Raw genomic sequence first — 17,493 nt, forward strand, 5'->3', positions numbered from 1 at the left:
TTGCCCTTTTTCTTCGTGAAAAAAACTTTCAATAGCCCAGCTATTCAATTTTTTTTGCCTTGAAAAAGACCAAAATAACTTCGTCAAATTTTGCATGTTTTATTTTAAAACCTTTACTCAAAAAAAAAGAAAAATAAAAGTAGTTATTGTTAGAATTGAGTTTGGTTATTTGTATTTTAATAAGTTTTTTATTTTAAGTAAATGTTTTTTTTACGAAAAGCAACAATTTTTTTACCTGGTAATTATTTTTTAGTTATCAGGTTTTTTTTTAATTTTTAAGTTTTTTTTAGCAAGTATAAGATTATAGAGTTCTATTCCCCAAATTGAATTATTAACTAACCTCTAAATAATTAATTATGAAAAAAATCAATCGATTTTTGCTATTGTTTTTGTTTCCATGGCTTTTGTTAGCGCAGCAACCAGCGCATAACAAAAAAGTCGTCGGGTACTATGCCCAGTGGGCAATTTATGCACGGGATTTTAACGTCCCCAAGATAGATGGGAGTAAACTAACCCATTTAAATTATTCTTTTTATGGTACTGAATTTGATGCAGCACATCCTGAGAATACCAAATTACATTGTTTGGATACCTATGCTGATTTTGAACACACAGAAGGCGGAATTCCGTGGGATGCTCCCGTAAAAGGCAATTTTTATGACTTAAAGAAGCTAAAAGAAAAGTATCCTCATTTAAAAATTTTGATTTCTGTTGGAGGGTGGACCAAAGGTCAGGATCTTTCTCCTATTTCTGCAAGTCCGATTGCCAGAAATGCTTTGGCAGCAGATATGGCTAAATTTTTGGTTACTTATCCATTTATAGATGGATTTGATATTGACTGGGAATATCCTCTTTCTGGGGGAACTGACGGCACCGAAATTGTTAATGGAATTCCAGTTCCTCCGCAAAAGTACAGTCCGGATGATAACAAAAATTTAGTGTATTTATTAAAAGCAATGCGTCAGGCAATGCCGAATAAATTAATCTCTATTGCCGCAGGTAACAATGTTCGAAAAGTGGCTTCACAATATTTAGGTCCAAACAACAGAACACAATACGGAATGACAGAAGACATTTCGACCTATTGTGATTATATCACTTATTTTGGATATGATTTTGGTGGAAACTGGTATGATAAAACATGCTACAACGCTCCTTTATATGCAAGTGGAAATACTAATGATCCACTATACGGTGCAGCTCAATCAGAATCACTTGATGAATTGACAAATCAATATTTGAATGTTGTTGGTTTTCCTGCAAATAAATTAATCATGGGATTGCCTTTCTACGGAAAAATATTTAAGAATGTTGCCAATAACGGAACCACTCCTAATTTTCCGGGATTATTCGTCGCTGCACCAAGAGATGCAGTTTCAGGATGTACAAATCCGCAAAACCCTATAGGAACTTGGGACGGGCCAGCTGCATGCGAGCGTTCTGGAAGTATTGAAATCTGCGACTTAGTTGGAAATCCAGTTACCAATTCGCATCCTTATTTAGACGCTACAAGTATGACAGTTACATCTACTGCAGCTGCAGCTGGATGGGTAAGGTATTTTGATAATACAACTAAAGTACCTTATTTGTACAATGCTACTTTACACCAGTTTATCAGTTATGAAGATAAACAATCGACGGATTTAAAAGTACAATATATTAAATCTAAAAATCTTGCTGGTGGTATGATTTGGGAATTGTCTCAAGACACCAGAGGAGCATCTCCTAATCTATTATTATCTCAAGTTGACGCTTCTTTTGGTAGTGTAGTTCCAGGAACTTTAACAGTAAGTGGTTCAGTAAAAAACGGAACAAATTTAGTTACCGATGTTACTGTTCAATTGAAAGATGCCAGTAATGTAGTTTTGCAGTCTATTGTATCTACCACAGGTAATTATACTTTTAGTAATGTAGTTTCAGGAGCAAACTATTCAGTAACGGCTTTAAAAAGTTCGTATACTTTTACTCCAGTTGCCTTAACAAATATTACTACAAATCAATCGGGTATTATTGTTCAAGGTACACAACCACTTTATACGGTTAGCGGATCTGTATTGGATGGAATTACAGCAGTTTCAGGAGTAACGGTTACAGCGACTTCGGGTGCGACAGTTGTTACAGCAGTTTCTAATGCAAGTGGAGTCTATAGTATTGCGGGTTTAACTGCCGGACTAGATTTTACAATTACGGCTTCAAAAGCTGGACAAACATTTTCACCAGCTTCTACGGTCTATACAGTCTTAAGCTCTGATAAGGTTTTGAATTTCTCGCAAAATCCACCGGTTGTATATTATACCATTAGCGGAACTGTAATGGACGGAACAACTGCAGTTTCTGGCGCAACAGTTTCAGCTACTTCGACAGCAGGAACGTTTACTGCAACATCAAGTGCTAGTGGGACGTATAGTATTGCAAATTTACCATCGGCTGCGAACTATACAGTAACAATTGCAAAAGCAGGACAAACGTACACACCAGCTTCAACAGTTTATACTAATTTGAATGCCAATAAAGTTTTGAATTTTGTGCAAGATGTTATAATAATTGGTACAAATAAAATCAGTGGAACTGTTAAAAATGGGACAACACCAAAACAAGGCGCGAAAGTTGAATTGATACTTCCTTGGACGGATAATTCACATCCGTATCAAAGTAAAATTGCTATTACAGATGCACAAGGAAAATATAGCTTTGATAACACCCTTTTAGCAGGATATACAACTGTTTCAAGTTTAAAATTAAATACTTGGGAAAACAACGAGGTAGTTTATTTACCGTCAAATTTGGCTAACTTTAACGTTCCTGCAACACCTCAAGTTTATGATTTTAATTCTAGTACAGTTACACCAACTTATTACACCGTAAGCGGAACGGTAATGAACGGAACAACCCCAGTTTCGGGTGTAACGGTTTCTGCGATTTCAGGAACTACTACTTTAACTGCAACATCAGATACAGCTGGCGCTTATACTGTTGCCAATTTGGTTTCAGGATCAGATTATACAGTTACAGCTGCAAAAACAGCTTTGACATTTGCACCAGCATCAACAGTATTTACTGCAATTGCTGCGAATAAAACGTTGCACTTTACTCAAAATGTTGTTACACCTACTTATTACACCGTAAGCGGAACAGTAATGAACGGAACAACTCCAGTTTCAGGAGTAACGGTTTCTGCGGTTTCAGGAGCTACGACTTTAACAGCGGTTTCGGATGTAAACGGGGCTTATACTGTCACCAATTTGGTTTCAGGATCAAATTATACAGTTACAGCAGCAAAAACAGGTTTGACATTTGCACCAGCATCAACAGTTTATACAGCAATTGCTGCGAATAAAACTTTAAACTTTACTCAAAATGTAGTTACGCCTACTTATTACACCGTAAATGGAACGGTAATGAACGGAACAACTCCAGTTTCAGGAGTAACGGTTTCTGCGGTTTCAGGAGCTACGACTTTAACAGCGGTTTCGGATGTAAACGGGGCTTATACTGTCACCAATTTGGTTTCAGGATCAAATTATACAGTTACAGCTACCAAAACAGGTTTAACATTTGCACCAGCATCAACAGTTTATACTGCAATTGCTGCAAATAAAACTTTAAACTTGACACAAAATGTTGCTAGTGGAAACTTAGTTAGCGGAACTGTTAAAAGTGGATCAACTCCTGTTGCAGGAGCTAAAGTAGAATTAATTGTGCCCTGGACGGATAATACTCACGGGTATGCAAACTTTATTGCAATTTCTGATGCTCAAGGAAAATTCAGTTTCAGCAATACAATTTTGGCTGGATATTCTACTATTTCAAGTTTAAAATTGAATGCATGGGAAAACAACGGAATCACTTATTCTCCAACGAATTTGGCAAACTTTGCTGTTCCAACAACCCCACAAGTTTATAATTTCAATTCAAATTCAGTTGCCCCACAAGTGACTATTACAAGCCCAACATTGACAACTGTAGCAATTGCTCCGGGAACTGCTATTCAGTTAAAAGCAGATGCTAGTTTAACTTTTGCAGATGCAAGTGTATCAATTTCGTCAGTAGTGTTTAACATTAACGGGCAAAATATAACAGCTACTCTTTCAACAGGAACTGAATATGTAGCAAGTTGGACTCCTGCAACAGCAGATTTCAATAAAAACTACACATTAAAAGCGACAGTAACAGCTTCAAATAGTGTGACCGCTGAGAATACTCGTGGGTTTTATTTACAATGTTCAGGCACTTCTTGTCCAAATCTATTACCCGTAATTGCATGGGTTTCGCCTGCAGCAACTTCTATTAACCAATCTTCAGGATTTCAACCGGTTGTGGTTAGTGTAAATGTTACTGATACCGATGGTACAGTGTCAGGTGTTTCTTTGAGTATTGATGGAACTTCTTTTGCAATGACAAAAGGAACTGGAAATGCTTATAACTATACCTTTACACCAAATGCTTTCAAAACCTATGCTTTAGTTGTAAAAGCAACTGATAATGTTGGTGGAATAACGACATTGAATCAATCAATTGGTATTATTAGTTCATCTTTCAATCCATTACCAGCAAAAGTAATCGTTGGTTACGCTCACGGATGGGAAAACGGTAGTGCACCATTTTTGTACTTCAATCAAATGGGAGACAAAAAATTCAATGTGGTCGTTTATTCTTTCATCGAAACCGTTAATAGAGACGGTTATACACCAATGTTGGTTATAAATGAGCCTAGATTTTTTACAAATGGAGTATTCGATCCTCAATTATTAAAAAATGATATTAAATTTTTGAGAGACAAAGGAATTCCAGTTATTGTTTCCATCGGAGGACAAAATGGTCATGTAGAATTACAAACTGTTGCACAAAAAAATATTTTTGTAAATGGTTTAAAAGCAATTGTTGATCAGTATAAATTTGATGGAATCGATATTGATTTCGAAGGCGGGTCAATGAACTTTGGTGCTGGTGCATTAAAAGATTTCTCTTATGCATCAATCTCGGCTTATCCAAAACTTAAAAATGTGGTTGATGCTTTTAAAGAACTAAAAGCGAGTTACGGCAGCGGATTTATCTTAACAGCAGCTCCTGAAACGTATTATGTTCAGGTTGGATATTCTGTTTATGGCGATGGAGCTGGATCTTTCTTGCCTGTAATTGACAATTTACGTAATGAGTTAGACCTTTTGATGGTGCAATTGTACAATACAGGATCAATTAGCGCTCTTGATAACGTAGCCTATTCACAGGCGACTCCAGACTTTTTGGTTTCTATGTCGGATATGATGATTAAAGGGTTTAATGTAGCTTCTACAGGATATCATTTTAACGGATTGCCAGCTTCTAAAATTGTAATTGCAATCCCAGCTTGTGCTCCAGCTGCTCCAGCAGGTGGCTATTTGACACCTCAAAAAGGAATTCAAGCGTTTAATTATTTACGTTATGGAACTACATTTGCTGGAAGAACTTACACCATGCAATCTGCTCCCCAACCGGGATTAAGAGGAGTAATGACTTGGTCTATCAATTGGGATGCTGCATGCGGAACGGGTTATGAATTTTCTAATGCTTATGCAACCTATTTCTCCTCTCAAACGGCAAAGTTATCTGTTGGTAAAATTGAGGCTAGTAGAGACATGGTTGCTTATTTCAAAGACAATGCTTTACTTGTTACAAATGATGCAAATAGTATCATGCAAGTTGAAGTTTATAACAGTATTGGCCAGTCTTTGGTTAGTTATAGAAACGTTCAAAACAGCAAAGATGTAGTGCTTCAAAACAATGCTTTTTTTACAAAACAATTGTTTGTAGTAGTAGTTACAGATAATCTTGGAAACAGAAAATCATTTAAATTACTTAACTTTTTAAACTAAATCTATTTTTAGGTTTATAGTATTAGAAGTTGAATGAAATGAATAAGAAACATTTTTTAACCTGGTAATTAGTTACCAGGTTTTTTTTTGATTTTAACTCTTTTTATTTAGTTTCAGAACCTCCTTATCAAAGTCCGAAAGGTATTCTCTATCTTGAATAATTCTAAATTTATCAAACTCCATTTCAGCTTTAATTTTGGCTTCCAAATGAGAAATTTTCCCTTTATCGGTTAGTATTGGGTAATTAGAGAGTTGTAGAAAATTATTTAGAAACAAAGTCCAATTTTCCATTTCCATTACTATCTGTCTTTTGGCATAATTCTCAGCCAAATCCAAATAAGCCGAAACTATTCTGTTTAATTCTTGAAGATGGGCGTCATTGAGGTAATTTTTGGCTATGCTAACATCTGTTTTTTGAATTTTGCCATTTGGAGCATCTTTCCAAGTAGATAAACCCATGTAGATTTTGTTAGCATCGGCTTCGGTATAAATAATTTCCGCAGCAGTTTTTCCAGTTATAGCCCAATGTAATTTGTTTTGTACCGTTGCAAAGAACGTTTTTGTAGTCGCACTGTCTTTTTCATAATTTGCCGAAAGTGCATAAATATCAGTGATTTTTTGATAAAATCGCCTTTCAGAAGATCGAATTTCTCTAATACGCTCGAGTAATTCTTCAAAATAATCTTTGCCAAAAGCTTTACCATTTTTGAGCATATCATCATTCAGAACAAATCCTTTGACGATAAATTCTTTGAGTGTTTTTGTCGCCCAAATTCTGAATTGAGTGGCTTGGTTGGAATTGACTCTGTAGCCAACAGCTATTATTGCGTCAAGGTTGTAGAAATCAATTTCTCGACTAACTTCTCTTTTTCCTTCGGTTTGAACTGCTCGAATTTTTCGAGTAGTTGAACTTTCGTCTAATTCTCTAGTTTTAAAAATCTCTTTTAAATGATAGGTTATCGTATTTGATTCTACTCCAAACAACAGTGCAATAGCTTTTTGCGATAGCCAAAAACTTTCATCTAAATAAGTGACTTCTACATTAATATTGGTTTCGGATGTTTGATATAATAATAATGGTGCCTGCATCTTACTTTTTTGATACTTTAATGATGAAATAATTAATGAAATGTGAAGATAAACTAAATCTTATTTTAGAATAAAAAAAATAGACATTTTTTTGTACTTTTGCACAAAATTTTAATAAAGAGACCTTCATGTTAACAGTCAATAATTTATCAGTTCAGTTTGGCAAACGAATTTTGTTCGACGAAGTAAATACAACCTTCACACACGGAAATATTTATGGAGTTATTGGAGCCAATGGTGCTGGAAAATCAACTTTTCTTAAAATAATAGCAGGTGATATGGATCCAACTTCGGGTCATATTCATTTGGAACCCGGAAAACGTATGTCGGTTTTAAACCAAAACCACAATATGTTTGACGAACATACGGTACTGGAAACCGTTTTGATGGGGAATAAAGTATTGTATGCCATCAAAAAAGAGATGGATGAACTTTATCTTGATTACAATGATAAAAATGCCGATAGAATAGGGGAGTTGCAAGTGCAGTTTGAGGAAATGAATGGTTGGAATGCCGATTCAGACGCTGCTTCAATGTTATCCAATCTTGGAATTACAGAAGACAATCATTATACCCTAATGGGAGATTTGGAAGGAAAAGTTAAAGTTCGTGTGCTTTTGGCACAAGCGCTGTTTGGAAATCCTGATTTGCTTATTATGGATGAGCCTACCAATGATTTGGATTTTGAAACCATTGCTTGGTTAGAAAATTTCTTGGCAAACTATGAAAATACAGTAATTGTAGTTTCTCACGATAGACACTTTTTAGATTCAGTTTGTACGCATATATCTGATATTGATTTTAGTAAAATAAACCATTATTCTGGAAATTATACGTTTTGGTATGAATCTAGCCAATTAGCGGCTAAACAACGTGCACAACAAAATAAAAAAGCCGAAGAAAAGAAACAAGAATTAGAAGAATTTATCCGTCGTTTTTCTGCGAATGTAGCCAAATCAAAACAAGCTACTTCACGTAAAAAAATGATTTCTAAATTGAATATTTCTGAGATTAAACCATCTAGCCGTCGTTACCCTGCGATTATTTTTGATCAAGAGCGTGAAGCAGGAGATCAAATCTTAAATGTTCAGGATTTGAGTGCCTCAGTAGATGGAGATTTATTGTTTAAAGGAGTAGATTTGAATATGGCGAAGGGCGATAAAATTGTTCTTTTCTCTAAAGATTCTCGTGCTACGACTGCTTTTTATGAAATCTTAAACGGCAATCAAAAAGCAGATTCTGGTACTTATGATTGGGGTGTTACTACCAATCAAGCGTATTTACCGGGAGATAATCATTCGTTTTTCGAAAATGATTATTCACTAGTAGATTGGTTGCGTCAATGGGTTAAAACCGAAGAAGAAAGAGATGAAGTAAACATTCGAAGCTTTTTGGGTAAAATGATCTTCTCTGGAGAAGAAGCCTTAAAAACCTGCAATGTATTATCAGGAGGAGAGAAAGTACGTTGTATGTTATCTCGAATGATGATGGAAAGAGCTAATGTTTTAATGTTGGATGAACCTACAAATCACTTGGATTTGGAATCGATTACAGCATTCAATAATTCATTGAAAAATTACAAAGGTTCTGTTATTTTTACCACTCATGATCATGAATTTGCTCAAACTGTTGGTAACAGAGTGATTGAGTTGACACCAAATGGCGCTATCGACAGATACATGACTTTTGATGATTATCTTGATGATGAAAAAGTTCAGGAATTGAGAGTAAAAATGTATACTGTTTAGTTTACAATTCATTATTTAATAACAAAAAACTCCCTAAATTCAGGGAGTTTTTTGTTTATGTCAAATTAAGAATAGATCTAAAAACTAGTCTAAAATCTAGAAGTGACAATTCAAAAAAAAATGCAAGAGCAATAAGTTTACATAAAACTTACAAAAAGATAAAAGTATTAAGAATATGATTACATTTACTTAAAGACTGTTGATTGTCAGAGTGTTAAATTTGAGTTTTTTAAACAAATAACCCAAACACAATGAGAAAAACCTACTTTTTATTATTACTATCACTGGTTACTTTGATAAGTAAAGCGCAAAATCTTGACCCTTATTTGCAAAATGTAACACCAACTTCTATTTATGTTTGTTGGAAAACAAGCAGTAATTCAGAATCGATTGTAGAATATGGCACTTCTGCAAGTAACCTGAATGTAACCGTTACAGGAAATACGAATGTATTTACTGATTCTGGATATCCTGGAAATTATTTCTATCACAGTACAAAACTGATTAACCTTTCTCCAAACACAAAATATTATTACAAAATTAAAACTGGAACGGGGGTTTCTTTGGTTAAATCATTTAAAACACTGCCAAATCCAGGGCAAGCTGCAACTGCAGATGGGCATATTCGTTTTTTGATTATGGGAGATAACCAATTAAAAGCCGAACCTAGATACGATTCATTAGTAGCATCTGCAAAAAGGAAAATAAAAGAAAAATGGGGTTCAACCTTATCTCCGGATGATAATATTGCGATGACTTTTATGGTAGGAGACCAAGTAGATGTCGGTACTTTAGATCATTATGAGAACGTACATTTTAAAAAGAACAAAGCGCTTTCTGGAAATATTCCAATTCAAACAACTGTTGGTAATCATGAAACTTATGGTACTTTGGGAATGAACTCTTATTATGATCATTTTTTCATCAGTGAATTATCATATAAAGGAATCTCATCTGGCACAGAAAATTACTATGCAATGCAAGCAGGGAATGTTTTGTTTATCAGTTTAAGTTCGGAACACACAGGTGAAGCTCAACTAAGCTGGTTGCAAAAAGTACTGGCAGCAGCAAATACTGATAACACTGTAGACTGGATATTTTCATTAAGTCATAGACCTTATCAGGCAGAGCAATATGTAGGGGATATCTCTACATGGGTTAGAAATACTGCCGTTCCCTTGCTAGTAACCTCTTCAAAATATGCCATGCATATAGGAGCCCATCATCATCTTTATCATAGAGGACAATTGAAAAACACTCCTACATACAACATTATTTCTGGAGGTACTGCTTGGGATCAATATTGGGGATCGTCTACAGAACAAGATTTTGAAGACGTTCAAAAAACAATATGCAATTGGATCTATCAAATTGTAGATATTGACGTAACAAATGGTAAAATGGATGTGGAAAGTTATTCTATTGGAAGTGTAAACAAACGGAAGAACAATCAATTAATGGATGTGTTTCATAGGTATAAAAATAAACCAGCGCCTAATAAACCTTCTATTGTAAATAATTTTAGCACTAATGTTACATTACCTGTAACTATATCTGGTTCTGCCTATAGTACACCAACAAATGAATTATTAAATACTAGTCAATTTTTAATTTCACAAACACCAACTTTCGATATTATAAAGAAAGAGGTATATCGTGATTTTGAAGATCTATATGGTAAGTATGGCACACAAAAAGATTCAACTGTCAATGTTAATCTTGGAGTAGATATCACTAAGATGAACTTGGCATCGAATGCGCTTTCTAATGGTCAATATTATGTGAAATTAAGATACAGAGACCGAAATTTAGAATGGTCACCGTGGAGTGATGTGAAAGCATTTATCATCGGTGGAAGTAACACTGTTAATACAGAAATAATTACGGATGCATTAACCTATGCTCAAAATACACCCATAAAAGTAAACTTTACAGATGCGCCGGCAAGTACTTCTACATGGATAGGTTTATATAAAGAAGGACAAACTCCTGGAGGAGCTTCTCCTTCTCAAACATGGCAATACACTAGTGGCAGTGCCAGCGGCTCTATTAATTTCTCAAGTGGATTAGCTAATAAAGGGCGCTATTTTGCTGCGATATTCTCAAATGGCGGTTATACTGAAATTGCATCCAGAAAATACTTTTATATTGGACCAATTCCTGTGTTAAGCACCAACCAATCAGAATATGCTGTAGGCTCTCCTGTAGTGGTTAATTTTAGTAATGGACCTCAACTGACCAGCGATTGGATAGGTATTTATAGAATGGGAGTTAATCCTGGATCGAGTACTTCGGCAACGAGTTGGCAATATGTTACGACTACTTCAGGCTCTAAAACATTTAATAATTTGCCTAAAGGATATTATTATGCTGAATACTATTTGCAAAATGGTTACAGTTCAGTTGGCAATAAAGTGTTCTTTAAAATAGGAGATATTGTTACGGAATTATGGATAAATAAACCGGTGTATGATCTTGGAGAACAAATTTCTGCTTCATGGACGGATGCTCCCGGAATTGTAAAAGATTGGTTGGGGATTTATCATCAAGGAGATAACCCTAATAGTGATCCACTAGTAAGTTACACTTATTTTAATGGACTTGCCCAAGGAACAAAAAATATTACAGGAGCGGAATTACCTGTGCAAACAGGGAACTATTTTTTAGTGATGTTTACAAACGATTCTTATAATGAAGTATCAAATAGAGTTATTTTTGAAGTTACCGATAGTGCATCAAAGAAAGGTAGTTTGAGTCAGGATGATTTTAAAATTGACAATGGATTAAAAGTCTATCCAAATCCTACAAATGGTGACAATCAAACCATAGTGCAGTCTGATTACCCAATAGATGAAATAGAAATATTTAGTATAGACGGGAAATTGATGTACGCCACTAAAAACGTAAATAATAATAGATATTCGTTAATTACCCAAGATTTACCAAAAGGAACTTATATTTTAAAAATTCACTCCCGTAAATTATTCACAGCTAAACTAATTGTAAAATAACTACACTCAAATAAAGTTTGAATTTGTTTAAAAACTCCCGCCAATAGTGGGAGTTTTTGCTGATAAATAAAAAAGTAGATCCAAAAATTGTTTTAGATTTATTTAAGCAAGTATTTTTTGTTGTAAATTTTAACTCCGTCTAAATCTATTTTATTTTTCAAATAATCGAATTCGAGGATTAACAAAATTATTGTACTTTTACATCCCAAACAACACTTCTTATGAATCAAAAAGTATTGCTCACTTCTAAGGAAGTCAATATCATTCTGCATCGTTTGGCTTGTCAATTAATTGAAAAGCATCTTGATTTTTCGGATACTATTTTAGTTGGAATTCAGCCTAGAGGAACTTTTTTAGCGGAGCGCTTAAAAGATTTGCTAGAGAATGAATATCAAGTGCCAAATATTATTTTAGGATATTTGGATATCACTTTCTTTAGGGATGATTTTCGTAGAACAAACAAGTCTTTAGAAGCCAATAAAACCAAAATCGATTTTTTAGTAGAGGATAAAAAGGTCATTTTTATAGATGATGTGTTATATACAGGACGTAGTATTCGTGCGGCATTAACAGCAATACAATCCTTTGGAAGACCTTCTGGGATTGAATTGTTAACATTAATTGATCGTCGTTTTAGTCGCGATTTGCCCATACAACCCGATTATCGAGGTCGTCAGGTAGACGCTATCAATGGCGAAAAAGTAAAAGTTTGTTGGGTAGAACAAGATGGTGAGGATGGAGTTTATTTAGAAACAAATTAGACTTTTCTGACTCAAAATCTAAAATTTCTACCAAAAAAACATAAAAAATAAATAATAAATAGCAAAAAAGATGAGCGAATTAAGTGTAAATCATTTATTAGGTATTAAATACATTAACAAAAAAGATATTGACCTAATTTTTGAGACTGCCGATCATTTTAAAGAAGTTATTAATCGACCTATAAAGAAAGTACCTTCGTTACGAGATATTACTATTGCCAATATATTTTTTGAAAATAGTACCAGAACAAAATTATCCTTTGAATTAGCTCAAAAAAGGTTATCGGCAGATGTGATAAGCTTTTCGGCGGCTCAATCATCGGTAAAAAAGGGAGAAACACTTATTGACACTGTAAACAATATCCTTTCAATGAAAGTTGATATGGTAGTCATGCGACATGCAAATCCTGGAGCAGCTTATTTCTTGTCTAAAAATGTGAAGGCAAGTATTGTAAATGCAGGTGATGGCGCTCATGAACATCCTACTCAAGCGTTATTGGACAGTTATTCTATCAGAGAAAAATTGGGCGATGTAGCCGGTAAAAAAGTAGTTATTGTTGGAGACGTTTTGCATTCTAGAGTTGCGCTATCTAATATATACGCTTTGCAAATGCAAGGAGCAGAAGTAAAGGTTTGTGGACCAAAAACACTTATACCTAGATATATAGAATCACTTGGAGTAACAGTAGAGCCAAACCTTCGTAAAGCATTAGAATGGTGTGATGTAGCCAATATGCTGCGTGTTCAAAATGAAAGAATGGATGTTAATTTTTTTCCATCAACGAGAGAATATGCACAACAATATGGAGTAGATAAGGCCTTGTTGGATTCACTCGATAAAGAGATCGTTATTATGCATCCTGGTCCTATAAACCGTGGTGTAGAAATAACTAGTGATGTAGCCGATTCTCAACAATCGGTAATTTTAAATCAAGTAGAAAACGGTGTTGCTATTCGAATGGCGGTTATCTATCTTTTGGCGTCAAAAATTCAATAAACTCATATAATGAAAGTTACTACAAAAGGACACACTATTATAATTAAAGATACCGAAGGAAATATTGTAGCGTTTTTAGAGAAAATAAATAATCAATACAATAGTTTTAAGGAACATAATCTTATTTTGGATATTTCCCATGACAAATCGGTTGATGTAAAATCAATTACCATTTTCTCTGATTTAGCCAAAAAGCATAAAAAAGAAAAAAAATCATTGGTCTTAGTTGCTCAAGATATAGATTATAACAAAGTACCTGCATCTATTATTGTTGTCCCAACTCAATTGGAAGCACACGATATGATCGAAATGGATGAAATTGAAAGAGATTTAGGGTTTTAATATAAGTTTAGAAGTTTAGAGACGTTTATAAGTTTAGTTTCTAATGACTTCTAAATGAGTTTTATAAAGCGCTCTATTTTGATACTTCTAAATATTAAAAATGAAACTAACCATTCTTGGCTGTTATGCCGCAACTCCACGATCTTTTACGAATCCTACTTCACAGGTTTTAGATATTAAAAACCGACTTTTTTTAATAGACTGCGGAGAAGGAACTCAAGTGCAGTTGCGAAAAAATAAATTGAAATTTTCTAAAATCAATCATATCTTTATTTCTCATTTGCATGGGGATCACTTTTTTGGATTAATTGGTTTGATCTCTACATTTGCATTATTAGGTCGTACTACAGATCTACATGTTTTTGGTCCAAAAGGGATAAAGGAAATAATTGAAATGCAATTGCGACTGTCTAATTCCTGGACTAACTATGAATTGTTCTTTCATGAATTAGAATCGAAGGAAAGCGAAACAATCTTTGAAGATGAGAAAGTAATCGTTAAGACAATTCCACTAAAGCATCGAGTTTATACCAATGGTTTTTTGTTTCAAGAAAAAATTGGCGATAGAATATTAGACTTGAATGCTGTTCAGAATTTTGAGATTGATAAATGTTATTATCAGAATATAAAAAAAGGAAAAGATATTACTTTAGAAGACGGTAGGGTTATTGAAAACGCAAAATTGACGTTTGATCCTGTTGCTGCAATGAGTTATGCTTTTTGTTCGGATACCAAATATCATGAGTCAATAATTCCCATTATAAAAGAGGTAGATGTATTGTATCATGAAGCTACATTTTTAGATTCGGAAGAAACTTTGGCTGGAAAAACTATGCATTCTACTGCAAAAGAAGCTGCTAAAATAGCTTTGAAAGCTAATGTAAAACAATTATTACTTGGGCATTATTCTACTCGATATGCTAGCATCGATTTGTTTAAAGAAGAAGCCCAAACCATTTTTGCAGCAGTTTTACTGGCTGATGATGGTAAAGTTTTTGAGTTTTAACATCTCGATTGCACTCAATATGACAATGAAAAATATCTTAAAAAAAAATATGGAAGATTTAAGTAATTACAGAAAATCCTACGAGAAAAGTGAGTTATTAGAATCTTCTATTCCGGAAGATCCTATCAATCTTTTTAATAGATGGTTTCATGAAGTAGAAGATTTTGATGGTGCTGGAGAAGTTAATGCAATGACGGTCTCTACAATTGGTTTGGATGGTTTCCCAAAGTCAAGAGTGGTATTGCTGAAAAAATTTAATGAGGAAGGATTTATCTTTTACACCAATTATAATTCAGAAAAGGGGAGGGCAATAGCCAATAATTCGAAAGTTTGTCTTTCTTTTTTTTGGGGAAGTCTAGAACGTCAAGTGATTATAAAAGGAATAGCCCAGAAAATACCAGAAAATATTTCAGATGGTTATTTTGAATCAAGGCCAGATGGTAGTAAATTGGGAGCAATAGTCTCCAATCAAAGTGAAATAGTACCTTCCCGTAATTATCTTGAAGAAAATTTGAAGCAATTAGAGAGGGAGTATGAAGGGAAAGAAATTCCACGACCAAAACATTGGGGAGGATTTTTAGTAACACCCATAGAAGTTGAGTTTTGGCAAGGAAGACCCAACCGCTTGCATGATCGTATTCGATATAGTTTTCAAGAAGATTATTCTTGGAAGATAAATCGTTTAGCACCTTAATTTTGGTGCAAAAAAATTAGAGGATTATTGAGACTCAAGATATGACGTCATGTCCTTAAATTTAGTCATTTTTTGGAATGACTCAAAAGGATAGCCTAATTTTTATAAAAGTAGTAAACGAAAGTTTGCTGCTTTTTTTGTTTGTACAAGTTCTTATTTCAATTTGGTTGTAAGTCCATTTGATTGGGTTTTCGTACTTAAATAATGTTAATCCTTTAGACGAAAACAAGCGCAATTTCTTAGTCTTAATCGGGGAATTTATTTTCTGATTTCAATAGCCATAGGAACATTTTTTTTCTTGATATATGTTGTTCTTTTTTAGAGGTTTAATTCATAAATTCAAAATAGCAGAAACATAGGATAATTATTTATTTATTATTCTAAATGATGTACTTAATCGATTTTATTTGTATGTTTAACCGAAATGTTGTTTATTTGATATAGAATTAAGTTGTTGTTCTAAAATATTAATATTGAAGGAGTTTGCCCCACAATCTACTTTAAACTTAAACTACATTATTATGAATCCTAAACTACTTCCGTTGACATTTTTTGTCGTGATTTTTAGTTGTATGGTTTCATGTTCTCCAGAAGAAAATAATTCGACTCCTGAATCTGAAACACTAGCACCAGTTGTTTTACACTTTGAATACAGTCCAGTTGAGTTAGAAACAATGGCATTGATTAATAACTACAGAGTTAGTATTGGTTTAAATGCATTAGAAAGAATAAACTATGTTTCACACAAATCCGAAGAGCATGATAATTACATGATTACCAATAATGTGGTCAATCATGATGATTTTGTAGCCCGTTCTGAAAACATAATTAAAGTTTTGGGCGCTAAAAAAGTAAGCGAGAATATCGCCTATAATTATAATAACGCTAAAGCTGCTTTTGATGCTTGGTTGAAAAGTGAAGGTCACCGAGAAAATATGGAAGGTGATTTTACTCATTTTGGTATTGCCGTGAGAGAGAATCCGGTTAATGGTAGAAAATATTATACTAACATTTTCGTAAAAATTTAGATTTTATTAAAAGTACGTCTAGTCCTAGAAATAGACACAGGATCATTAAAAAATAAAGGTATAATTTTTAGACAGTAGCAAAGAAAAGTTTGCTGCTGTTTTTTTTTATAGTTTTCATTATTGCTCATTTTATATTAAAAGGTTGATTGTTCTAGTAGATGATTTTTATGTAGATCTGATTTTTTTTTCATGAAAAATGTCAATCACAATATTGATGATGATAATCTAAGAAAATTATATGTTTTTCATTATTTATGATGTAGTTTGTCGATTTTTTTTGGTGGTTTAACATTAAGTATGTTTATTTGAAATCTAATCAAATCACTAATCGATAACATTAAAGAAGTTTGCCCCACAATCTACTTTAAGCCTAAACCACTAGTATTATTATGAATTCGAAACTACTTCGTTTGCCTTTTTTTGTCGTTATTTTAAGTTTTATGTGCTCCTGTTCAATAGGAGACAACGATGCCTCTGAATCACAATCACCATCCATTGTTTTAAATTATGAATACAGTCCTTTAGAATTAGAAACGATGGCTCTGATTAATAATTACAGAGTTAGTATTGGTTTAAATGCCTTAGAAAAAATCAACCATGTTTCATACAAATCCGAAGAGCATGATAATTACATGATTACTAATAATGTAGTCAATCATGATGATTTTGTAGCTCGTTCTGAAAACATAATAAAAGTTTTGGGTGCTAAAAGTGTAAGCGAGAATATAGCTTATAATTACAATAGTGCAAAAGGAGCCTTTGATGCTTGGTTGAATAGCGAAGGACACAAACAAAACATAGAAGGCAATTTTACACATTTTGGAATTTCAATTAGAGAAAATCCTGTTAATGGCAAGAAATATTACACGAATATTTTTGTTAAAATATAGATTTTATTAAAAGACAATTACACAAAAAAGTCCTCGATTTAGAGGACTTTTTTGTGTAATTAACAGTGTGTAAAC

At 33.6% G+C, this 17,493-nt stretch carries 11 protein-coding genes; 10 read left to right on the top strand and 1 reads right to left on the bottom strand.

Going from position 1 to position 17,493, the window contains the following annotated elements; all coding sequences use genetic code 11:
• Positions 1-356 precede the first annotated feature (356 nt).
• Positions 357-5,852, top strand: coding sequence for a glycosyl hydrolase family 18 protein (locus FNW52_RS12290; RefSeq protein WP_143377766.1), 5,496 nt, complete (start codon positions 357-359; stop codon positions 5,850-5,852).
• 93 nt (positions 5,853-5,945) lie between these two features.
• On the opposite strand, the gene FNW52_RS12295 is transcribed toward FNW52_RS12290, so the two are convergent.
• The gene (locus FNW52_RS12295) at positions 5,946-6,941 is read right to left on the bottom strand and encodes a virulence RhuM family protein (RefSeq protein ID WP_143377767.1); all 996 of its coding nucleotides are present in this window, start codon (positions 6,939-6,941) and stop codon (positions 5,946-5,948) included.
• 128 nt (positions 6,942-7,069) lie between these two features.
• Between FNW52_RS12295 and FNW52_RS12300 the strand changes: the two genes are divergently transcribed.
• The 9 genes from FNW52_RS12300 (at position 7,070) to FNW52_RS12340 (ending at position 17,418) form a co-directional block, all read left to right on the top strand.
• Positions 7,070-8,689, top strand: coding sequence for an ABC-F family ATP-binding cassette domain-containing protein (locus FNW52_RS12300; RefSeq protein WP_143377768.1), 1,620 nt, complete (start codon positions 7,070-7,072; stop codon positions 8,687-8,689).
• Between the two features lie 251 nt (positions 8,690-8,940).
• Positions 8,941-11,700, top strand: a complete 2,760-nt coding sequence (locus tag FNW52_RS12305) for a fibronectin type III domain-containing protein (protein ID WP_143377769.1) — start codon at positions 8,941-8,943, stop codon at positions 11,698-11,700.
• 221 nt (positions 11,701-11,921) lie between these two features.
• Positions 11,922-12,461, top strand: coding sequence for a bifunctional pyr operon transcriptional regulator/uracil phosphoribosyltransferase PyrR (pyrR, locus tag FNW52_RS12310; RefSeq protein WP_143377770.1), 540 nt, complete (start codon positions 11,922-11,924; stop codon positions 12,459-12,461).
• A gap of 70 nt (positions 12,462-12,531) precedes the next feature.
• Positions 12,532-13,458 carry an aspartate carbamoyltransferase catalytic subunit gene (locus tag FNW52_RS12315; protein ID WP_143377771.1) on the top strand — a complete coding sequence of 309 codons (927 nt, stop codon included), beginning with the start codon at positions 12,532-12,534 and terminating at the stop codon, positions 13,456-13,458.
• A gap of 9 nt (positions 13,459-13,467) precedes the next feature.
• On the top strand, positions 13,468-13,800 hold the full coding sequence (locus FNW52_RS12320) for a ribonuclease Z (protein ID WP_143377772.1): 333 nt from the start codon (positions 13,468-13,470) through the stop codon (positions 13,798-13,800).
• Between the two features lie 100 nt (positions 13,801-13,900).
• The gene (locus tag FNW52_RS12325) at positions 13,901-14,806 is read left to right on the top strand and encodes a ribonuclease Z (protein ID WP_143377773.1); all 906 of its coding nucleotides are present in this window, start codon (positions 13,901-13,903) and stop codon (positions 14,804-14,806) included.
• A 49-nt stretch (positions 14,807-14,855) separates the two neighbouring features.
• Positions 14,856-15,500 carry a pyridoxamine 5'-phosphate oxidase gene (pdxH, locus tag FNW52_RS12330; RefSeq protein WP_143377774.1) on the top strand — a complete coding sequence of 215 codons (645 nt, stop codon included), beginning with the start codon at positions 14,856-14,858 and terminating at the stop codon, positions 15,498-15,500.
• 521 nt (positions 15,501-16,021) lie between these two features.
• On the top strand, positions 16,022-16,528 hold the full coding sequence (locus tag FNW52_RS12335; RefSeq protein ID WP_255515589.1) for a CAP domain-containing protein: 507 nt from the start codon (positions 16,022-16,024) through the stop codon (positions 16,526-16,528).
• Between the two features lie 389 nt (positions 16,529-16,917).
• The gene (locus tag FNW52_RS12340) at positions 16,918-17,418 is read left to right on the top strand and encodes a CAP domain-containing protein (RefSeq protein WP_143377775.1); all 501 of its coding nucleotides are present in this window, start codon (positions 16,918-16,920) and stop codon (positions 17,416-17,418) included.
• Positions 17,419-17,493: the final 75 nt, after the last annotated feature.

Origin of the sequence: Flavobacterium sp. ZT3R18, from assembly GCF_007097385.1 — a bacterium.
Lineage (GTDB): Bacteria > Bacteroidota > Bacteroidia > Flavobacteriales > Flavobacteriaceae > Flavobacterium.

Excerpts from the sequence above, each read along its gene's own strand:
- FNW52_RS12325 (WP_143377773.1), top strand. The coding sequence starts at position 13,901 with ATGAAACTAACCATTCTTGGCTGTTATGCCGCAACTCCACGATCTTTT.
- FNW52_RS12300 (WP_143377768.1), top strand. The coding sequence starts at position 7,070 with ATGTTAACAGTCAATAATTTATCAGTTCAGTTTGGCAAACGAATTTTG.
- FNW52_RS12340 (WP_143377775.1), top strand. The coding sequence starts at position 16,918 with ATGAATTCGAAACTACTTCGTTTGCCTTTTTTTGTCGTTATTTTAAGT.
- pyrR (WP_143377770.1), top strand. The coding sequence starts at position 11,922 with ATGAATCAAAAAGTATTGCTCACTTCTAAGGAAGTCAATATCATTCTG.
- pdxH (WP_143377774.1), top strand. The coding sequence starts at position 14,856 with ATGGAAGATTTAAGTAATTACAGAAAATCCTACGAGAAAAGTGAGTTA.
- FNW52_RS12320 (WP_143377772.1), top strand. The coding sequence starts at position 13,468 with ATGAAAGTTACTACAAAAGGACACACTATTATAATTAAAGATACCGAA.
- FNW52_RS12295 (WP_143377767.1), bottom strand. The coding sequence starts at position 6,941 with ATGCAGGCACCATTATTATTATATCAAACATCCGAAACCAATATTAAT.
- FNW52_RS12335 (WP_255515589.1), top strand. The coding sequence starts at position 16,022 with ATGAATCCTAAACTACTTCCGTTGACATTTTTTGTCGTGATTTTTAGT.
- FNW52_RS12305 (WP_143377769.1), top strand. The coding sequence starts at position 8,941 with ATGAGAAAAACCTACTTTTTATTATTACTATCACTGGTTACTTTGATA.
- FNW52_RS12290 (WP_143377766.1), top strand. The coding sequence starts at position 357 with ATGAAAAAAATCAATCGATTTTTGCTATTGTTTTTGTTTCCATGGCTT.
- FNW52_RS12315 (WP_143377771.1), top strand. The coding sequence starts at position 12,532 with ATGAGCGAATTAAGTGTAAATCATTTATTAGGTATTAAATACATTAAC.